The sequence below is a fragment of the Emticicia fluvialis genome, from assembly GCF_024793945.1.
Taxonomy (GTDB): Bacteria; Bacteroidota; Bacteroidia; order Cytophagales; family Spirosomataceae; genus Emticicia; species Emticicia fluvialis.
The window spans coordinates 1-19,449 of record NZ_JANUSD010000012.1 but is presented as its reverse complement, the minus strand read 5'-3'; the positions used below and the strand labels follow the sequence as shown (position 1 = coordinate 19,449).

At 42.0% G+C, this 19,449-nt stretch carries 17 protein-coding genes; 13 read left to right on the top strand and 4 right to left on the bottom strand.

Translation table 11 applies throughout. The features are described 5' to 3' along the window. Nucleotides 1-40: 40 nt before the first annotated feature. Entirely contained in the window at nt 41-1,747 is a 1,707-nt protein-coding gene (locus tag NZ848_RS14525; RefSeq protein WP_259016090.1) for a capsule assembly Wzi family protein, read from the bottom strand. Nucleotides 1,748-1,926: 179 nt separating this feature from the next. On the opposite strand from NZ848_RS14525, the gene NZ848_RS14520 reads away from it, so the two are divergent. Further along, nucleotides 1,927-3,153: a 4-hydroxy-3-methylbut-2-enyl diphosphate reductase gene (locus NZ848_RS14520; RefSeq protein WP_259016089.1), complete on the top strand. Its 1,227-nt coding sequence runs from the start codon at nt 1,927-1,929 to the stop codon at nt 3,151-3,153. 375 nt (nt 3,154-3,528) lie between these two features. Here NZ848_RS14520 and NZ848_RS14510 read toward each other — a convergent pair whose 3' ends face one another. Further along, the gene (locus NZ848_RS14510) at nt 3,529-4,302 is read right to left on the bottom strand and encodes an RDD family protein (protein ID WP_259016088.1); all 774 of its coding nucleotides are present in this window, start codon (nt 4,300-4,302) and stop codon (nt 3,529-3,531) included. 94 nt (nt 4,303-4,396) lie between these two features. On the opposite strand from NZ848_RS14510, the gene NZ848_RS14505 reads away from it, so the two are divergent. The 6 genes from NZ848_RS14505 to NZ848_RS14480 are packed head-to-tail and all read left to right on the top strand — an operon-like array spanning nt 4,397 to nt 10,077. Then, nucleotides 4,397-5,398, top strand: coding sequence for a stage II sporulation protein M (locus NZ848_RS14505; protein WP_253534111.1), 1,002 nt, complete (start codon nt 4,397-4,399; stop codon nt 5,396-5,398). Then, nucleotides 5,364-6,107, top strand: a complete 744-nt coding sequence (locus tag NZ848_RS14500; protein ID WP_259016086.1) for a hypothetical protein — start codon at nt 5,364-5,366, stop codon at nt 6,105-6,107. The genes NZ848_RS14505 and NZ848_RS14500 overlap by 35 nt, the downstream gene beginning before the upstream one ends. Further along, complete coding sequence (locus tag NZ848_RS14495) at nt 6,104-7,345, top strand: DUF4350 domain-containing protein (RefSeq protein WP_259016085.1); 1,242 nt, start codon at nt 6,104-6,106, stop codon at nt 7,343-7,345. Before NZ848_RS14500 ends, NZ848_RS14495 begins: the two co-directional genes overlap by 4 nt. 10 nt (nt 7,346-7,355) lie before the next feature. Next, a complete protein-coding gene (locus NZ848_RS14490; RefSeq protein WP_259016084.1) occupies nt 7,356-8,339 on the top strand; it encodes an AAA family ATPase in 984 nt (327 codons plus the stop codon). Then, the gene (locus NZ848_RS14485) at nt 8,339-9,673 is read left to right on the top strand and encodes a DUF58 domain-containing protein (RefSeq protein ID WP_259016083.1); all 1,335 of its coding nucleotides are present in this window, start codon (nt 8,339-8,341) and stop codon (nt 9,671-9,673) included. Before NZ848_RS14490 ends, NZ848_RS14485 begins: the two co-directional genes overlap by 1 nt. 23 nt (nt 9,674-9,696) lie before the next feature. Beyond that, entirely contained in the window at nt 9,697-10,077 is a 381-nt protein-coding gene (locus NZ848_RS14480; RefSeq protein WP_253534116.1) for a DUF805 domain-containing protein, read from the top strand. Nucleotides 10,078-10,135: 58 nt separating this feature from the next. Here the strand turns inward: NZ848_RS14480 and NZ848_RS14475 are convergent, their stop codons facing one another. After that, nucleotides 10,136-11,050, bottom strand: a complete 915-nt coding sequence (locus NZ848_RS14475) for an ROK family protein (RefSeq protein ID WP_259016082.1) — start codon at nt 11,048-11,050, stop codon at nt 10,136-10,138. Between the two features lie 147 nt (nt 11,051-11,197). Between NZ848_RS14475 and NZ848_RS14470 the strand changes: the two genes are divergently transcribed. The 5 genes from NZ848_RS14470 to NZ848_RS14450 all read left to right on the top strand — a co-directional run bounded on the left by NZ848_RS14470 (nt 11,198) and on the right by NZ848_RS14450 (nt 17,161). After that, on the top strand, nt 11,198-11,917 hold the full coding sequence (locus NZ848_RS14470) for a head GIN domain-containing protein (protein WP_101725218.1): 720 nt from the start codon (nt 11,198-11,200) through the stop codon (nt 11,915-11,917). 214 nt (nt 11,918-12,131) lie between these two features. Further along, nucleotides 12,132-14,762 carry a valine--tRNA ligase gene (locus NZ848_RS14465; protein ID WP_259016081.1) on the top strand — a complete coding sequence of 877 codons (2,631 nt, stop codon included), beginning with the start codon at nt 12,132-12,134 and terminating at the stop codon, nt 14,760-14,762. Nucleotides 14,763-15,027: 265 nt separating this feature from the next. Beyond that, nucleotides 15,028-16,140 carry an AAA family ATPase gene (locus NZ848_RS14460; protein ID WP_259016080.1) on the top strand — a complete coding sequence of 371 codons (1,113 nt, stop codon included), beginning with the start codon at nt 15,028-15,030 and terminating at the stop codon, nt 16,138-16,140. Between the two features lie 332 nt (nt 16,141-16,472). Next, nucleotides 16,473-16,625 carry a hypothetical protein gene (locus tag NZ848_RS14455; RefSeq protein WP_259016078.1) on the top strand — a complete coding sequence of 51 codons (153 nt, stop codon included), beginning with the start codon at nt 16,473-16,475 and terminating at the stop codon, nt 16,623-16,625. Next, nucleotides 16,625-17,161 (top strand): GNAT family N-acetyltransferase, encoded by a 537-nt coding sequence (locus NZ848_RS14450; RefSeq protein WP_259016077.1) that lies wholly within the window; start codon nt 16,625-16,627, stop codon nt 17,159-17,161. The genes NZ848_RS14455 and NZ848_RS14450 overlap by 1 nt, the downstream gene beginning before the upstream one ends. A gap of 13 nt (nt 17,162-17,174) precedes the next feature. Here NZ848_RS14450 and NZ848_RS14445 read toward each other — a convergent pair whose 3' ends face one another. Continuing rightward, nucleotides 17,175-18,170 (bottom strand): restriction endonuclease, encoded by a 996-nt coding sequence (locus tag NZ848_RS14445; RefSeq protein ID WP_259016076.1) that lies wholly within the window; start codon nt 18,168-18,170, stop codon nt 17,175-17,177. 348 nt (nt 18,171-18,518) lie between these two features. Here NZ848_RS14445 and NZ848_RS14440 point away from each other — a divergent pair, with 348 nt between their 5' ends. Next, nucleotides 18,519-19,445 carry a DUF6371 domain-containing protein gene (locus NZ848_RS14440; protein WP_259016075.1) on the top strand — a complete coding sequence of 309 codons (927 nt, stop codon included), beginning with the start codon at nt 18,519-18,521 and terminating at the stop codon, nt 19,443-19,445. Nucleotides 19,446-19,449 lie beyond the last annotated feature (4 nt).

Here is a 19,449-nt window from a genome sequence, read left to right as displayed (position 1 = left end):
TGAAACTCTTAAAAAAGAGCATTAAAAGTAGATGAAAACTCTAAAATAATAGCTGTCTTTTGCCGATGTTCCACCTGATACCAGTTGAGAAAATATTGCTTTTGAGGTTTTCTGGCGTTTTTGAGTAGCTAACCTGCCTGTGCTGGAAACCCGCATCTATAAAGAAATTATGAAATAGCATATATGATACGCTAATGTCTGTAAATCTTATTTTTGCCTTGTTTCCCTGCCCTATATAATTATTATACTCACCCGGCCTCAGCAGGTTGTAATTCCGCAGTATGTCGCCTCCGTAGTTAACATTGTTTATGTCTTCACCGTGCCCGGCTCTCATCAGGTTATAAGTAAATGTAAGCCTTGGTGCAGGCTGGTAGCGAACGTTAATTAAAAATTCTCTGAAATTGGCGCCTAACGGGTGAGCCATAGGCATATTATAATGTACAAAATTGCTGTAGCTTGAGTTATGGCTGTATGTATACGGCCTTGCCACATTGTATTCAAGTTGCAGGTCAAGATTTTTTATAGTGAGCGCGTCTATATAACGCATACCCAGCTGGGTAGCATATTTGGTGGCCCACCAGCCTTTTTTCTTAAAATGTTTGAAATTAAACTCATCAAGCACCAACTGGCCATAAAATGAAAACCTGCGCGCCAGGTTAAGTTTAAAGTCAGCACCCACAATAGAGTTATCAACGCTGCCCAGGTGGCCTTCCACAAATCGGTAAAAAATAATGGGGTTAATGTAGTTTACATCAAAACCAACTTTTCTTTGCCCGTATGAGATGGTTTCAAAAATGCCGAAATTCAGGTTTTTAGTTACGTTTAGGCTTAAATGATGAAACGTAAAAAATTTGGGTGGCCGCCGTTCGGTGCCATCTGCGGCTATGGCGGTCTGCTTATTAACGGTTTGTGCAAAAATAGTTACATACTGAAACCGGCCTACCTGTGTGGTGGTTTTAAGATGCAGGTAAGGCGCCGAGAAGTCTGACAGAATCAGTGAGCGTATGCCAGAGCCGATAAAGTTTTTATCGTGCCCAAACTGCATGGTAATGTTCTTCAGTATTTTAAAGGTAATATAACCACGGGCCGAAAAGAAATCTGTAACGAAACGGGTAGAGTCGTCATCTATAATTTTGGTGAAACCTTCATAAGGGAAACCGTCGTAACGTTTGGCGTAATCTTTCACATATTGCGGGTAAACTATCTGATTTTCTGTCAGCATTGAATAAAAGCCCAGCCTTTTGCTGAAATTGCCACGTATCTCAATGCCACGCGTATTGGTGTAAAGAGAGTTGACAGAACGGTTATCTGAACCGACAGAAAAGTTGACAATAGGGTTGAGGTGTATGTCAAAATCATCGTTATTGAACTGATAAAAGTCTGATTTTTTGACAAATAGCTGCTTAAAAACAGGTTTTCTGCTGTTAATCTGTTCAAGTTTTGCTGCCGGTATAGAGTCGGTGTAGCTATCTGCCAGCCATTCCCAGCTGTCGTTTTGCAAATAAGCAAGATTAAACAGGTCTGTTTTAGATAACCCGGCCAGCGAGTCTTTTTCAAGCCCGGAAGTTAATTGAACCAGGTCTTTACGAAACCCCGGTTTAATATTGCTGAAGAGTTTATTGGATAATCGGTTGCCTTTTATTTCGTATCGTTCCAGAAGATGCTGATAGTCGTTGTTCAATGGTGCATAGGTACTTTGAGCCAAAGAAGTGCAACACATTACTGCCAGAAAAAAAAATAAACTCAAACGCATTAAGATATGTTTTTGCAATCGTTAGGGCTTTTAAATGCGAAAATACAGATAATTCCTTATTTTGTACTATAGAAATTTTAATTTTGTAGTATTAACAAATAAAAATTAAAATTCTTCTGAACAATTGTTTATCGATTTTGATTATATAGTCGGGTTTTATTATTCATCACACCATGAAGTCGTTCGTTATACCGGAAATTTATAAAAGTAATGTTATAGGAAGAATAAAGGAGATTCGCCGGTTAAAAGACAGGCTGAAGAAAGATTTTTCTCCTACCGAACTCGACTTTGGCTCTGTCAGGTTTCTCATTGCAAGGCATTTCGGCTTTTGCTATGGCGTTGAAAACGCAGTAGAAATTGCCTATAAGACGATTAACGAAAATCCGGATAAACGCATTTTTTTGTTAAGTGAAATGATTCATAATCCTGACGTAAACGCCGACCTGCTGTCGCAGGGTGTGCAGTTTCTGATGGATACCAAAGGTAACCAGTTGATTGACTGGAGCAACCTGCAACCAGATGATGCTGTTATTGTACCGGCTTTTGGCACTACGCTAGAGATTCAGCAGCAACTGGAACAATTGCGGATTGACCCTTACAGGTACGATACCACCTGCCCTTTTGTAGAAAAAGTCTGGAATCGCGCGCAGCAGATAGGCGAAAGAGGCTACTCTATTGTGGTGCATGGCAAACCCGGGCATGAAGAAACCCGTGCAACTTTTTCGCATAGCAAAGAAAACGCCCCGACTGTGGTTGTAAACAACATGGCCGAGGCCTGCCAACTGGCTTTATACATTACCGGCGCTTTACCTAAAGACCAGTTTTATGTTGATTTCGCCGGGCAATACTCGCAAGGGTTTGACCCCGACAAAGACCTGGCGCGTATAGGGGTGGTAAACCAGACAACCATGCTGGCGTCTGACACCCAGGCCATTGCCGATTACCTGAAACAGGTAATGATAACCCATTACCAGTTGCAGGGCCCTGAAATTGAAAAGCATTTTGCCAATACCCGAGACACCCTCTGCTATGCTACCAACGATAACCAGGAGGCCACCTACGCTTTATTGCAGCATGAAGCCGACTTTGCCGTAGTAGTTGGGGGCTATAACAGTTCTAATACCTCGCATCTGGTTGAGCTTTGTGAAGAGAAACTCCCTACGTTTTTTATTCAGTCGCAGGATAAAATTCTGGATAAAAACCTTATCCGTCATTATAACCTTCATACCAGAACGGAGGTAACAAGCCCGTTTATTGAGGAGAAGGAAAAGACCACCATCATGCTTACCTGCGGAGCTTCGTGTCCTGATGCCGTAATGGAATCAGTGATGCTTAAAATTTTATCTTTTTTTAATATTTCAAAAGAAATAACACAAGCGGTTGAGGCGTTAAATCAGTAGACGTGTAGATGAGTACACATTAATTTTGTGATATTTTTTTAATGAAAAATTAAACTTTTTTGTTTCTGGTATTGAAGAATTATTTAGTAAATTTACACCTACTAGTCGCTAATAACCATTCTAATCAACTGATGACTTATGAAAATGTTAGACTATGTAAAAGTGATCCTGGAGAAAGTGAGTTTTGAAAGTAGTTTGTTTGAAAAAGAATTAAAGAAATCCCTTAAATTATTGTCATTCCGAGAGATACGTGAGCTAAGAAAGTGGTGTTATCTGAAATTCGGAAATATATACCGGGGAATTCTGAACAAAACTTTCCGTCGGTCACAGTTAAGTGTTTAGATGAACAGCCTCTCAGCCCGCTGAGAGGCTGTTTTATTTTTCATCGTTAATGGCATAATAATTATAATCGTTCAATAGCTGTTTCAGAAACTCAAAATTGTCTTCATTGCTCTCAATTTTAAGCAGATTTTTAATGTGCTGTGCCAGCTTAGCTGCAATTGCCGGGTTCATCAATCTGTCTCCTTTCTCCATAAGCAGCTTTATGCTGTTAATGTCTTTGTCTGACAAACGCATAATTTCCGGATACTTCGGCTTATAGCCGCTGGCCTTGGTTGCGTAGGCATAAATGGTGTCTTCTATGTAAATAATCTTTTCTTTGGTTTTTACCACCACCGTGTTGGCTGCCATGTCGCCCAGGCGTTGTTGCTTGTCAGACAGCAAAATGAGTAGTCCGCCAACCAGCGGGCTGAATATCGCCAAAGCCGAAAAAGCCTGATGAATAGCCATAAACAAAGAAAATATCCAGGTATCGGCCCCTAGAAACAACCAACGCGTAGCGCATTGGTAAACCGACGGATAATTGCCTTCAACACCTACCACCCTGATTTTCAAAAGATATTTACCCGGCGACTGGCCTTTATTAAGCCACTCGAACAAGAATGAGTAAAATATAAATGGCGTGTAGATAATAAATGAAAGCACTAAATTATTGATAGACAGGGTATCAATGCTAATAAACGACACCGCAATTATGTATACCCATTTAATTGCCCAGTCTATCAGGTAAGCGCCAAAACGTGCGCCGGCACTGGCCAGCTCAAATCTTAAATCGATATTCAGATAGGTGGGAATAGATAGAAATTTCATTTTTCAGAATCTTTGCTTCAGTATTTTATTAACATCAGAATGTAAATTTCAAATATAATCTAAAATTTGCTATCTTGGGATTTTAAACCAAAATATGAGGGAAAGTACTTTTATTGACAGAAACTTTAAGCGGTGGGAAGAAATTGAAAATGACTTAAAAACAGATCCTGATGAAATATCTTCTGATTTCATCGACTTAATGAACGATTTGTCTTATGCTCAGACGCATTATCCACACAGTAAAATAAGCCAATACGTAAACTCGCTTTCTTCAAGGGTTTACAAAAAAATATTTCTGCATCAGAAACAAAACAAAAATCCTTTTTACCATTTCTGGGTAAAAGATTTTCCGGCAATACTGGGGCATCATTCACGCATACTCTGGTTATCTGCTGCCATTTTTTTTACCTTTTGTTTGCTGGGCTATGTATGCTCTTTTATTGACACCGGTTTTATTGAAGGTATTCTTGGTTCAGATTACGTCAGGATGACAGAAGCCAACATCAAAAAAGGCGAGCCCTTCGGTGTGTACAATTCGGCACAGCCCTTGAATATGTTCATGAGCATTTTTGCCAATAATCTGAGGGTAGGGCTGATGGTTTTTATTACCGGTATTTTGTTAGGAACAGGAAGTTTTTATCTCACTTTTACCAATGGCATAATGATAGGCGCATTTTTCTCGCTCTTCATTCAGAATAATCTCGGAACAGATGCTATATTTGTGATTATGCTGCACGGCACTTTTGAACTCATGGGCCTGGTGCTTGAGTGTATGGCAGGCCTTATTCTGGGTTTAAGTTTTCTGTTTCCTGGCACACTTACCAGAAAACAGGCGTTCAGAAAGGGGCTGTCGGAAAGCGTAAAAATATATATCGGAACCATACCTTTTACTACCATTGCTGCGCTGATTGAGAGCTACGTTACCTATCTGGGTAAGCAGGGTTTTGAGACCACCAATATATTTGTTTTGCTGTTTTTATCTCTTGTCTTTATAGGTAGTTGGCTTTTTGTTATCTGGTACTTTTTTATTTATTCTAAAAAGCTGACTGAAAAATATCCGTATGAACAATACCTTGAAGCTATTATTCATAAATAAGCTCTTTATACCAGTATTGATTCTCTTTTTTGCAGCAACACCATCTTTTGCGCAGGACGACAAGCCCCTGGCAAAAGCGCATGTGGATTCGCTGAAAAAAAGTGAAGAAAAACTATGGTATGTTGATAATTTTAAAGGAGAACAAAAACAAAAAGCCCGTACACCCAAGGCTCTTAAAAAGAGCAATACCGATAACCGGGCGCTGGCATACCTGCTGGCCACAATTGGTGCCATATTTAAAGTATTGGTGTGGGTGGTTATTGCCCTGGCGCTGGCTGGTGCCGGTTATTTGATTATTAAAAACCTGAAAGATTTTGAATTCAGAAATAATCCGGCAGTACCTGTAGACACCTCGGTATTAGAAACCGGAAATCTGGACCTGAAAGTGGTGAACACCCTTGACCTGAACGCCCAGATTGAAAAATGTATACAGGATAAAAATTACCGGCTCGCTGTGCGGTATTACTACCTGTGGGTAATGAAAATGCTGAACGAAGCACAGCTGATAGAATTTAATATTGATAAAACCAATCAGGATTATACCCGTGAACTAAGCCGTAAAACTGCTTTTTCAAAAGAAAGGCTCGGGCTGTTCAGGCAGTGTACCCATTATTACGAATACCTGTGGTTTGGCAATTTTACCGTCTCTGATGCCGCCTTCCTGAACATTGAAAAAACTTTTAAGGGTTTCCTTAACCATAAGGCATGACTAAAAAACTATTCATTACAGGTGCAATTCTGATTGTAGGGGCCATCTTGATTATTTTCGGCATTAGCAGGTTATCTGCCCGTAGTAAAAAGTTTGATAAGTTTTTTACCGTAAGCCCGCATTCTTACAGGCCTTATGATTGTAAATTTTTTTATGATGAACTGGTGCGTAACTCCGGTGGCCGGTTCACTGAAAATGACCTGAGCTTTGAGAACAGCAACTACGGCATATTAGACACTGCCAGAAATAGTTATGTGGTGGTTTCGCCATATTTTTATCCGTCCGGAGAAGACATCCACCAGCTTAAAAACTTTGCCGGTAGAGGGAATACGGTTTTTATAGCGGCATATAGCCTGTCAACCGAGCTTATCGATTCACTGTATTATTCGCCCCACAGCGATATGGTGGGTTTGCTTTTTCCGCCTGCGCTAAAAGAGAGCCGCTGGTATATAAACTGGCACGAACAGAACAATACCACCACGCCTTACTATTTATGGGGGCATAAGCCAGCCACGGCTGTGCTAGACTCTGTATTTCTGCTCGGTGAAAACAGCGTTACTGCTATTGATACCCTGATAACCGACGACACCGGCCAGATACAAATGCTCGAGCTGACCTGTGGCGAAGGCCGCATTTTTCTGAGCAGCAACCCTATTCTTTTAAGCAACTATTTTTTGCTTTATAAAAATAACTATACGCTTTTCAATAAAATAGCAGAAAAGATAAATCTGAAAGAAAACAACATCATCTGGGACAATTATTACAACAGCAAGCCCGATGAAAAACTAAATATAGGTAAAAGTAAAGTGTTGGAGGTAATATTTAAAAATACGCCGTTGGTGTGGGCGTTTTATACCTTTCTGGCAGCTATTTTATTGTTTATACTTATTTATTATCGTCGCATACAAAAACCGGTTCCGGTATATGTAATGCCCCGCAATACCAGCGAAACCTACATACAAACGGTAAGTGGTTTATACTGGCAGCAGCAAAATCATAAATCAATTGCCGATAAGGTTATTGCGCAGTTCTTCGAATACCTGCTGCAAAATTACCAGTTGCATCAGAAAGATTTTCAGGAAGCAACATTAGAGAAAATAAGCCGTAAAACCGGCCGTAGCCAGCAGGTAATCAACGAAGTTTACGAGGCAGTCGGTTCGGTCAGGTCTCAGGATGTAATCAGCAAAGAAAGCCTGATTAACCTTTACCAGAAAATTAACTCATTTTACCAGCAATAAAGCATTAGTAATGGAAAACGAAGAAGAAATCTTTAAAAATAGAATTGACCTGGCTGCGGTTACCAAAGCCGTTGACGACATCAAGCAAACGCTTAATCAGATTGTTTTCGGGCAGGAAGAAGTAATAGACCTGGTACTGATTGGCATGCTGAGCGATGGCCACCTGCTGATAGAAGGGGTGCCGGGTGTAGCCAAAACCATGATGAGCAAGCTGCTGGGTAAAGTGCTGGATGTGTCGTTCAAGCGGATTCAGTTTACGCCAGACCTGATGCCGTCTGATGTGCTGGGAACCTCCGTTTTTAATCCTAAAACTCTCGATTTTGAATACAGACCAGGGCCGGTATTTGGTAATATTGTGCTGATTGATGAAATAAACCGGGCTCCGGCCAAAACACAGGCAGCCCTGTTTGAACTGATGGAAGAACGCCAGATAACCATTGACGGCCATACGTACCCGATGGACTCGCCGTTTGTGGTACTGGCAACCCAGAACCCGATAGAGCAGGAGGGAACCTACCGCCTGCCTGAGGCACAGCTTGACCGTTTCCTGTTTAAAATCAATATCGGGTATCCATCGCCCGAGCATGAAGTGCAAATGCTGAAACGCTTCAATTATAACACCTACCATGACCTGGTCAATGGCCTTCAACCGGTTTTAAACAAAGCTGTATTAACCGAATTGCGGCAGCTGGTAAGACAGGTAATAATTGAAGACAACCTGCTGAAATACATAACGTTGCTCATTCAGGCAACCAGAAACTATAAATTGCTTGAGCTGGGCGCTTCTCCTCGTGCTTCTGTGGCCTTAATGCTGGCCTCAAAAGCCAGGGCGGCCTTGTCTGGCAGAGATTTTGTAATACCCGAAGACGTAAAAAGCATGGCAAAACCTACGCTGCGCCACCGGGTTATACTAACACCCGATGCCGAAATGGAGGGTGTTAATGAAGATGAAGTATTAGACAACCTGTTCTCTAAAGTTGAGATTCCGCGCTGATGAACTTCTTTCAATCGTTTTATCTTACCTCACGAACATTCATGGTTCTGGGTATCTGCATCGCTCTTTTTTCAGTAGGGCTGGTGTTTACGCCTGCCTTTGTGCTGGGGCAGTTACTGTTGTGGCTGCTCATGATAGCAGTGCTGGCCGAAACCATCATGCTTTACAGTAAGCAGCAGTTAATTACCAGCACCAGAATTTTACCAAACAGGTTGAGCAACGGCGACGAGAACCAGATTGAGCTTCAGTTAAAAAACTATGTCAATTCGCCTTTAAACCTGACCATCTACGAAGATTTACCAGACCTGCTGCAACTAAGAACCTGGAAGCTGAAGCTGTCTCTAAACAAACTGGCACACCACAAAGCTATTTATAAAGTAAGACCCACGCAAAGGGGCATTTACACCTGGGAACACACCCATGTTTTGTGCAGCGTATCTTTTCTGGCTTTTACTGCCCGCAAAATGAAGTTCGAGGGGCTGTCGTCTGTCAGTTGTTATCCGTCTTTTGAGCAGTTCAAGAAATTGCCTATTCATGCCCTTACCAGCAGCTACGCTGAAACCAATACCACCCATATTCGTAAAATAGGGCAGAGCCTTGAGTTTGAGCAGATAAAAGACTATATAAGCGGCGACAACTACCGGCACATTAACTGGAAAGCCAGCGCCAAGCAGGGGAGGCTGATGCTGAACCAGTATCAGGCAGAACGCAGCCAGGATATTTATATGGTAATAGACATGGGCCGCAGCATGAAAATGCCCTTTAAACAGCAAACCCTGCTCGACTACGCCATTAACGGCACCATCGCCCTTACGAAGTCAATATTAGATGTAAAAGATAAGGCAGGGCTGATAACTTTCTCGTCAAAGTACTGTTCATACCTGCCTGCCAGAAGCGAGTACAAGCAGTTTGGGATAGTAAATGACCAACTATTTAATCTGACGACGGATTTCCTGGAGTCAGACTTTGAGCGGCTTTACAAATTCGTTCGGGTAAAGGTTCGGCAAAGAAGCCTCCTGATTATTTTCACCAACTTTGACTCCATCAATAGTTTGAAGCGAAACCTCCAGTACCTGAAAGCCATTGCCAAGTATCACCTGGTGCTGGTGGTGTTTTTTGAAAATACCGAGATTGTAGAGCTGGTAAGCGAACCGGCCGGTAACCTGCGCGATATTTATACCAAAACCATTGGCAAGCATTTTCTGACCCAGAACCACCTGATTTTAAAAGAACTGGTAAAAGCCGGTATTCAGGGTTTAATTACCCAGCCGCATTTGTTGAGCATTTCAGCCATCAACAAGTATATCCAGATTAAAAAGAAACAAATGATTTAATATAACCCTAAAATTTACTACCCATGTTTAAAGCCCCTTTTTCGTTTGAAGGCCGCATCCGTAGAACAGAGTACGGTCTAAGTATTATTATCTCTACTTTTGCTCTTATGATTGTTGGTACCATCGCTTCAATGCTGCTTACAGCCATACCTGCCATGGGCTTTCTAATGTGGATTCTGGCATTGATACCTCTTACATGGTTTGGGTGGGCTCAGAACGCCAAGCGTTGCCACGACCTGGGTAATAGCGGCTGGTTTCAGTTGATTCCGTTGTATGGGTTATGGTTGTTATTTCAGGATAGCGATTACGGCGTAAACCAGTATGGCTTAAACCCGAAAGGGCTTGGCAATGACGAGGGCTATGACGAGCAGATTAATGAAATAGGCAAATCGTTAGAGCAATAAAATAATAATGGAGCTACCGCAATGGTGGCTCCATTATTTCTGGCAGTTTAATTAACTCTCAATATCCTCTTACCAACTCAGCTGCGCCAAATACGCCTGCGCTGTCGCCCAGTTTGGGTTTCAGGAAAGGTGTTTCTACTACCCGGCTGTTGAAAATCCAGTTTTTCAGTTCTTCGGGGCCTTCGGTATAAATCTCGTCAATGTTACCTACACCGCCACCAATTACAATGGCATCGGGGTCAATTACATTGATAATATAAGAAATGGCTTTCCCGAACGATTTCACCAGATACTGCAAAGTTTGCGTAGCATGTGGGTCTGTACCGGCCAGATGCAACTGGTAAATCTCTTTCATGGTTAGTGTTTTGCCACTTATTTTGGTATAATACCGCTGCAACGACGGCCCGCTGAAAACGGTTTCATTACAACCCTTTTTGCCACAGTAGCAATCGTAGCCGTCTTCTTCCAACACATTATGGCCCCATTCGCCGCCAATGCCGTGTTTGCCGTTCAGCACCTGGCCGTTTATTACCACACCACCGCCAACACCTGTACCCATAATAATACCAAACACCACTTTGGCATCTGGCACTACGTCTTTCACAATACCCATAGTGGCTTCGGCCAGTGCAAAGCAGTTGGCATCGTTGGCAATTTCAATAGGTACACCAATGGCTTTTTCTATGTCTTTCTTCATAAATTGCCCGTTCATGCAGGTGGTGTTGCAGTTTTTCATGGTTTGTGTACTCGGGTCTAAAGCCCCCGGAGTACTGAAACCCACCGCTACCGGTGCCAGGCCTGTTTCTTCCTTCAGTAAATTAATCAGCCGGGCAATCTGGCTGATGATATGCGCATAGCCCTCATGCGCCTCTGTCGGAATCCTCTTTCTTAATAAAACTTCGTTGGTATCGGCGTTCATTACTACGCCTTCAATTTTGGTACCGCCCAGGTCTACGCCCCAAAGTGTTTTCATTTTTTTTGCTTCTGTTATAAGGGAAAAACGCCATTCAAATGTCATTAACATGTTATTAACATATTAGCAGACAACTATACGCAAACATATAGCATCTAAGAGTTAAAGACAAAAAAAACATAGAAAAAGCTAAAAATCGTATTTCGTATGAAACGCACCCTGATGTTTATCGGCATAATCCTTTTGGGAGTAACAGGATTATCTTCTTGCAATATTTATTATGACGACCCCGGCACCGGAATCATCGCAACCGAGTTCCGTCGGGCCGGATACTTCAACCGCATTGAACTCAATGTAGCCGCTGAGGTAATTCTGACCCAGGGCCCTGCCCGTGACATAAAAATTGAAGCAGAAAACAACATTATCCCCCGTATTGTTACCCGTATCAGCGGTAATACCCTTATTATAGACAGCAACGGGGGCTGGTATAGCAACAATAAGGTGAAAATCTGGATACAGACACCCGACGTGTACGGCATCTATGTGTCAAGCAGTGGCCGGGTGGTGAGCGACAACAAGATTTTCGGCAAAAACATTGAGCTGCTGCTGTCGGGTAGCGGGCTGATTGACGTAGCCACCGACATGACCGGCGACGTAGATGCCGAAATTGGCGGCTCGGGGCTGATATATCTGGAAGGCGATACCCGCAACGCTATTTATACCCTGACAGGCAGCGGAAAAATAGAAGCCTTTGGCCTGCGTGCCGACAACACCGATGTGCAGATTAATGGCTCGGGCCGTTGCGAAACCACCGCTTACAATTACCTGGATGTGTACATTGCAGGCAGCGGAATTGTGTGGTTCAGGGGTGCGCCCAGAATCAGCCACCGCATCAGCGGTTCGGGTAAAATAATAGATGCCAACTAATTACCCTTTTACCTTGTAACCTATCCTGAACAGCCTGCATTTCCCGAAAGAGAGTGCAGGTTTTTTTATAGCCTGCCCAGGTGCAGATTCAGCAAAAAATCAGTAATTTTGCATTCTTTTTTATAATTGGAGAGATAACACGTAAGAATACCGGATAACCGATTGGAACCACCGGAGAAACATAAAAGATGTATTGACAGACCACCAGATAAGTATGATAAGCAAAACCTACAATCCGACAGAAATAGAAGACAAGTGGTATCAGTACTGGACTGAGAACAAATTCTTTAGTTCAAAACCAAACCCCGACAAAGAGCCTTACTGTATCGTTATTCCGCCGCCAAACGTTACGGGCGTGTTGCACATGGGTCACATGCTCAACAATACCATACAGGATGTGCTCACACGTAAGGCCAGAATGGAAGGCAAAGAAGCCTGCTGGGTGCCGGGTACCGACCACGCCTCTATTGCCACCGAAGCCAAGGTTGTAGCCATGCTGAAAGAAAAAGGCATCAACAAAAGTGATTTGTCTCGTGAAGAATTTCTGAAATACTGCTGGGAATGGACAGAGAAATACGGCGGAATCATCTTGCAGCAATTACGTAAACTGGGGGCATCTTGCGACTGGGACCGTACCCGTTTTACCATGGAACCCAGCCTGTATGATGCCGTAATTGAGGTTTTTGTTGACCTGTATAACAAAGGTGAGATTTACCGCGGATACAGAATGGTAAACTGGGACCCTCAGGCCAAAACTACGGTGTCGGACGAAGAGGTTATCATGAAGGATATTCAGCAAAAGCTGGTGTATATCCGCTATGATGGCGATGCCGGCAGCATTACCATTGCCACCGTTCGCCCTGAAACCATCATGGCTGATGCCGCCATTTGTGTGAACCCCGAAGATGAGCGTTACCAACACCTCATAGGCACGAAAGTGAGAATCCCGCTCATAAACCGCGAAATCAGCATTATTGCCGATGAATACGTAACCGTTGACTTCGGTACCGGAGCCTTGAAGGTAACCCCTGCACACGACCAGAACGACTACGCCCTTGGCCAGAAACATAATCTGGAAGTGATTGATATACTAACCGATGACGGTAAACTGAACGAACGGGCGAAGATTCTGGTAGGTGAAGACCGCTTTGTGGCGCGTAAGAAGATCATCAAATTGCTGGAAGAATCGGGCAATCTGGAGAAGGTGGAAGATTATAAATCAACCGTTGGTACTTCAGAACGCACCGGAGCCGTCATAGAGCCGAAGGTATCGTTACAGTGGTTCCTGAAAATGAAAGATTTGTCGGAGCCTGCCCTGAAAAACGTAATGGACGATACGATTCAGTTTATTCCGCCGAAATTCAAGAATACTTACAAGTATTGGATGGAAAACGTGCGCGACTGGTGTATCAGCCGTCAGCTTTGGTGGGGGCATCGGATTCCCGCCTATTATATGCCCGACGGCACCTGTATAGTGGCCGCCAGCAAGCAGGAAGCCCTGAAAATAGCCCGTAATAAATACCAGTTGTTTGCCCTGAGCGAGCAGGATTTAACCCAGGACGAAGACGTGCTGGATACCTGGTTCAGCTCATGGTTATGGCCGATGTCGGTTTTTGATGCCTTCAAGAACCCTGATAATGAAGATATTAACTATTATTACCCCACCAACGACCTGGTAACTGCCCCCGAGATTCTGTTCTTCTGGGTAGCCCGTATGATAATTGCCGGGTATGAGTACCGTGGTACATATCCGTTTAAGAATGTGTACCTGACGGGTATCGTGCGCGATAATCAGGGGCGCAAGATGTCGAAATCATTAGGTAACTCGCCCGACCCACTCGATTTGATTGAAAAATACGGAGCCGATGGCGTTCGTACGGGTATGCTGTTCAGTTCACCGGCCGGTAATGACCTGCTGTATGATGAAAAACTGATTCAGCAGGGCCGTAATTTCAACAACAAGATATGGAATGCGTTCAGGCTGATAGAAGGCTGGGAGGTAGCCGAAACCGCCGACCAGAACCCTGCTTCGGCCAAAGCTGTTGAATGGTTTAACTCGAGGCTGAATAAGGTAGTGGCCGAGGCGCTTGACCATTACAGCAAGTTCAGGATGTCTGATGCCCTGATGAGTACCTATAACGTTATCTGGGACGATTTCTGCGGGCAGTATCTGGAAATGATTAAGCCGGCCTACGTAGATGGCAAGAGCTTACCGATTGACAGCCAAACCTACAACGCCACGCTTGAGATATTTGATGCCCTGATGCGCCTGGCGCATCCGTGGATGCCGTTTATTACCGAAGAAATCTGGCAGAACATTAAACCCAGAGCAGATAAAGACTCTATCTGTATCGCACCGTTCCCAACTGCCGGAGCAGTAGATGAAGAGATTCTGGCCGATTTTGATATCCTGACGGAAATCATCACCACAGTCCGTAACACCCGTAATGCCAAACAGATATCGCCTAAAGAGGCATTGCCATTGGCTGTAAAAACGGGTAATCAGGCACGTTATGAAGCATTGGCAGGCTTGATTCAGAAACTGGGCAATATTTCAGAAATCCGGTATGTAAGCGATAAAACAGACGGTATCAGCTTTGTAATTAAAGGCGACGAATTTACGATTGACCTGGGCTCAAACATGGATGTAGAGGCCGAAAAAGCCAACCTGCAAAAAGAGCTGGAGTACACCCGGGGCTTTAAGAAATCAACCGAAGCCAAGTTGGCCAACGAGCGTTTCGTACAAAACGCCAAGCCTGAAATTATAGATAAAGAACGCCAGAAACTAGCCGATGCCGACGCCAAAATCAAGGCTTTGGAAGAGGCTTTGGTGAAGTTGGGGTAGATAAATTACAGCATAAAAAAGAGTTTTAGCAAGCGGTCGGGATTGATATTCCGGCCGCTTTTTTTATCGGTTTATCCACAAAAAATCTTCAGTTATGTATAAAAATAATTCAACATAAATACTTAAATTTATAGACAGCAACAAGTGCCAGATAATGGCTTTGTAGATGCTTTATTGGCTAGATAATAATCACTTAATGCTCATTCTGACCCTATAATGATACAACGGTGAGTTTATTTTTTGTTTTACTATATTTTTTTGTTTGATGACTAAGAATTTAAAAAATCCACACAAAAGTGATGCTTTACAAGAACACACACCAACGAATGCTTTAACAGACCCCGATGCCACTCTGCAAAACATCAGGGCGCATTTTGATGAACTGCTGCAAGCGCCTGCATTTGAGGAACAGGAAGACGAAAACACAGGGCTGTTGATTGTGAAGTCGGCCAATAGCTGGCTTGAACTGGCGGCCAGCCAGCCAAAACCCGAAATGCTTTTTGATGAGTTCTGGTTTGAAGGCGAGTTGTGCATTCTGTTTGCCGATACCAACCTCGGTAAATCTATTCTGGCCGTGCAGATTGGTAACAGCATCAGTAAAGGAGAGGCCGTGCGGGGGTTCAGGCTTGATGCCCGGAAACAAATGGTGCTGTATTTTGATTTTGAGCTGTCGGCCAAGCAGTTTCAAAACCGGTACTCGGTTGATTTTCAGAACCCTTATCGTTTCGATGAGAATTTTAAAAGAGTAGAGCTGAACCCCGATGCGGTGATACCCGACAAGCAGACTTTTGAGGAGTTTCTGAGCAACGCCCTTGAAAAAAGCCTGATTGAAACCGGAGCAAAGGTGCTGATTATTGACAACCTCACGTACCTGAAAACCGAAACCGAGAAAGCCGTAAATGCCATGCCGCTGATGAAGCACCTGAAAGCCCTAAAAAGTAAATTTAGCCTTTCATTGCTGGCATTGGCACATACCCCCAAACGCGATTTAAGCAAGCCCATCAGCCAGAACGATTTGCAGGGCAGCAAGGCCTTGATGAGCTTTACAGATTCGTCTTTTGCCATTGGTGAAAGCCAGCGCGACAAGGGTATCCGCTACCTGAAACAGATAAAAGTGCGCCAAAGCGAATTTATGTATGACACCGACAACGTAGCCGTATGCCAGATAGCCAAAGCAGATAATTTTCTGCAATTTGAATTAACCGGCTTCGGCTACGAAAAAGAGCATCTGCGCGAGGTTTCTGTTAAGGAAAAGGATGAGAGGACGAGTGAGATTATATTGTTGAGGAAGCAGGGGGTTTCTATTATTCAGATTGCTAATAAATTTGGGCTTTCAGAGAGTGGCGTTAGAAAAATCCTTAAAAAAGACGTGTTGTAAAACCCGCACTTTCTGTACTTTCCACACTTTCCACACTTTCCGCACTTTCCACACTTTTGGTACAGAAGTGCGGAAAGTGCGGAAAAGTGCGGGTGCTTTAATGCGTAGCAATAACTAAGATATAGGGATGAATTTAACTATCATTATATTACTGCACAGGAATTTAATGTGTTTGAATTTAATAATCTTGTAAGAAATATTTCTGGTGCAATATTGAAATTTAGAGTGTTAATTGTAAGTAGTACGAAGAATAAAAGTAAAGGGATTCCTTGCCTATGTAGATAGTAATGACGAACTTTGTAATATTATAACAAACTTAAATATAGATAGTTATGGCAAAACCAATTAAGGAAACACCTTTTTTAAAAGGTAAGGATGCTGAAACTTTCATTCTAGATACTAAAAAGCCTGAAAAGGTTTCAAAAGAAGTTAAAGAAAGAATGAAAGATAATTTTAGTAAGTTTAATGCTATTGCTAAGTTCTGATGAATATAGAGAGTTTCAGTCTAATAAGACTAGTTGATACACATGATATAAAATCTTTTGACTGTGATGATGATGATTTAAACGACTTCTTGTTTAATGATTCAAAGAACTACATGAATAAGTTATTAGCAGTAACATATATTTTAGAAAGCGACACGGACACCGTCGCTTTCTTTAGTTTAGCCAATGATAAAATAAGTCTTGCATCAATACCAGAAAGAGATAAAACAACATGGAATAAGTTCAGTAAAAAAATCCCAAATTCAAAAAGAACTATAATGGGATATCCTGCAATGAAAATTGGCAGGTTAGGTGTTAGTAGTAAATATAAAAGTCAAGGAATTGGCAGAGGTATTCTGGATTATCTTAAAGAAATGTTTATTACTAATAATAGAACAGGCTGTAGATTTATTACTGTTGATGCATATAGTCAATCATTAGGTTTTTATGAAAAAAATGGGTTTAAGTTTTTGACGGAATCAGACGCAGGTAAAGACACCAGATTAATGTATTTTGACCTCGCTAATCTAATGTAGCAGAAAATAAAATTTATCTCTTAAAGGATTCTCTTGTAAGTTTTGTAGCTATTCCTTCTAGTGGTGTAAAATAAAAATCAAAAAAATCGTCGTCTTTCTTTTTAATTCCAGCAAAAGTACCATAGTTTTGAATAGTATGATTAACGACTAATAAACCGTCGTTTTCTTTAAGTTTATTAAACTCTTTAATGCTCAAATTAATTGGCTTTTGCATATGTGTCCATGTTTTTATATAGAAGTCTATTTGTATTATTGGACTTTGCCTGCCTTCTGAGTCTTTTAAATACATATTTTTTTCGTTTTTAACAAAAACTTCTTGATACATCGTACCTTCTATCATACCAAATCCATTTTTCCGAGCTTCATTTCTAAAAAATTCCTTAAAATCTTCCATAACTCTAGGGAAAATTGCATGATATATATAATTAATTAACTCTTCAGATTCACATTCTGCTTCTTCAGTAAAAATTTTATATTCTTGTAAATTAATATCTCTATTCTCTTTAAAAATACTCGTATCTTGAACGACAATATCTGCATTATGGAATTCTCCGTCATAGGCAATAAGCATTAAATTATTAGCATCAAACCATTGTTTTGTTTCTTCCTGGCTTATTTCAGACAAGGTGAATAATTGAATATTAAAAATCTTGGCATTATTTATTGCCTCTTTCTGAAACCCCTTAGCAGCTACCATTATCTTTCTATCTATACCGCACAAATTGCACTTTGTTTCAAAAGCGTCTAATTTTTCTACAGGTACATTAGCAGAATTATGGTCTTTACACTCAATGCCAACTAAAAAGACAAAATCATCATATTTAATCTCTATTACTACATCAAATTGGCGTTGGCCTCCAGTTTTTGATTTTAACTTATGGTCAAAATAAACAATAGCGTTTGGACTGTCATTTTTTGCTAATTGAATCAGAAAGTTCAATTTTTCAAAAAGCTTTCCATCGTTATATTGTCTTTTCTGTTTTGGGGGCTTAGATTTATGTTTAGACATTATTAGATGATTATTTTTATAAATATAGAAAAAATAACTTTCTCAATTGTTTTATCCCAAGAATACAAATTGGTATGGTATAGCAATAAATACAAAATAATCTCCTTTATGCGCTTCGAAAATATTTTAAATTGAGAATGTTTTTGCGCACTTTTTCTATCACAATTTCTATAAAGCCAATATCATAAAACCACACCAACCCACACTTTCCGCACTTTTGGTACAGAAGTGTGGAAAGTGCGGAAAAGTACAGAAAGTGCGGAAAGTACAGCAACCATAAACACCACCCACCCCACTTCCAATTCACCCAAATTTTCCGTATATTAGCAATGGAGAATAGGATTTAAAATGGAGAGTTATCAATTTTTGCTGGAGCCTTACAAAGGCATGAAAACCCGGTACACCTGCCCCAATTGTGGCGAAAAACACGCTTTTACCAGATACATCAATGCTGAAACCGGCGAGCATCTGGCCGACGACGTTGGCCGTTGCAACCGCGAGATAAAATGTGGGTACCATTATACACCCAGGCAGTATTTTCAGGATAACCCTACTGATACCGTTAAGGTAAGGCCCTATAAACCATTGCCCGAAAAGCCGGTGTCGTATATAGAAAACGAAATTTTTCTGGCCAGCCTCAAACCCAATCAGCCCAATAATCTGCTGGCTTTTTTGAGGCATACTTTCGGCGAGGTAAGAACCAATCTGCTTATTAAACGCTATTTTATTGGTACGTCAAAGCATTGGGCGGGGGCTACGGTTTTCTGGCAGATAGATACGCGGCGGAGAATCCGTTCGGGTAAAATCATGCTATACAATACGGCCACAGGCAAAAGAATCAAAGAGCCTGTCAGCCTTATCAGCTGGGTGCATAGTGTACTCAATCTACCTGACTTCAACCTGAAACAGTGCTTTTTTGGTGAGCATCTGCTCATCAACAACACCAAGCCCGTAGCCATTGTTGAAAGCGAAAAAACCGCCCTGATAGCAAGCCTGTACGAGCCTCGGTTTACATGGCTGGCTGCGGGTAGCCTCAACAGCCTGTCGGCAGATAAGTGTAAAGTGTTAGAGGGCAGAAAGGTTTTTCTTTTTCCGGATGTGAACGCCTTTGAAAAATGGCAGGCCAAAGTGCAGGAGTTTCGGTGGGGAAGCCAATGGGTGGTGTCTGATGTGCTTGAAAAAATAGCTACCGACCAAGACCGCCAGCAGGGCCTTGACCTGGCCGATTACCTGCTCAGGTCTGGCAACGAGAAGCCGAGGCTGTACAGGCAGTAAAAAC

What these genes read in the sequence shown, in the direction of transcription:
- NZ848_RS14460 (WP_259016080.1), top strand. Translation starts at nt 15,028, where the DNA reads ATGACTAAGAATTTAAAAAATCCACACAAAAGTGATGCTTTACAAGAA.
- NZ848_RS14470 (WP_101725218.1), top strand. Translation starts at nt 11,198, where the DNA reads ATGAAACGCACCCTGATGTTTATCGGCATAATCCTTTTGGGAGTAACA.
- NZ848_RS14445 (WP_259016076.1), bottom strand. Translation starts at nt 18,170, where the DNA reads ATGTCTAAACATAAATCTAAGCCCCCAAAACAGAAAAGACAATATAAC.
- NZ848_RS14510 (WP_259016088.1), bottom strand. Translation starts at nt 4,302, where the DNA reads ATGAAATTTCTATCTATTCCCACCTATCTGAATATCGATTTAAGATTT.
- NZ848_RS14485 (WP_259016083.1), top strand. Translation starts at nt 8,339, where the DNA reads ATGAACTTCTTTCAATCGTTTTATCTTACCTCACGAACATTCATGGTT.
- NZ848_RS14480 (WP_253534116.1), top strand. Translation starts at nt 9,697, where the DNA reads ATGTTTAAAGCCCCTTTTTCGTTTGAAGGCCGCATCCGTAGAACAGAG.
- NZ848_RS14505 (WP_253534111.1), top strand. Translation starts at nt 4,397, where the DNA reads ATGAGGGAAAGTACTTTTATTGACAGAAACTTTAAGCGGTGGGAAGAA.
- NZ848_RS14500 (WP_259016086.1), top strand. Translation starts at nt 5,364, where the DNA reads ATGAACAATACCTTGAAGCTATTATTCATAAATAAGCTCTTTATACCA.
- NZ848_RS14450 (WP_259016077.1), top strand. Translation starts at nt 16,625, where the DNA reads ATGAATATAGAGAGTTTCAGTCTAATAAGACTAGTTGATACACATGAT.
- NZ848_RS14520 (WP_259016089.1), top strand. Translation starts at nt 1,927, where the DNA reads ATGAAGTCGTTCGTTATACCGGAAATTTATAAAAGTAATGTTATAGGA.
- NZ848_RS14475 (WP_259016082.1), bottom strand. Translation starts at nt 11,050, where the DNA reads ATGAAAACACTTTGGGGCGTAGACCTGGGCGGTACCAAAATTGAAGGC.
- NZ848_RS14495 (WP_259016085.1), top strand. Translation starts at nt 6,104, where the DNA reads ATGACTAAAAAACTATTCATTACAGGTGCAATTCTGATTGTAGGGGCC.
- NZ848_RS14490 (WP_259016084.1), top strand. Translation starts at nt 7,356, where the DNA reads ATGGAAAACGAAGAAGAAATCTTTAAAAATAGAATTGACCTGGCTGCG.
- NZ848_RS14465 (WP_259016081.1), top strand. Translation starts at nt 12,132, where the DNA reads ATGATAAGCAAAACCTACAATCCGACAGAAATAGAAGACAAGTGGTAT.
- NZ848_RS14455 (WP_259016078.1), top strand. Translation starts at nt 16,473, where the DNA reads ATGGCAAAACCAATTAAGGAAACACCTTTTTTAAAAGGTAAGGATGCT.
- NZ848_RS14440 (WP_259016075.1), top strand. Translation starts at nt 18,519, where the DNA reads ATGGAGAGTTATCAATTTTTGCTGGAGCCTTACAAAGGCATGAAAACC.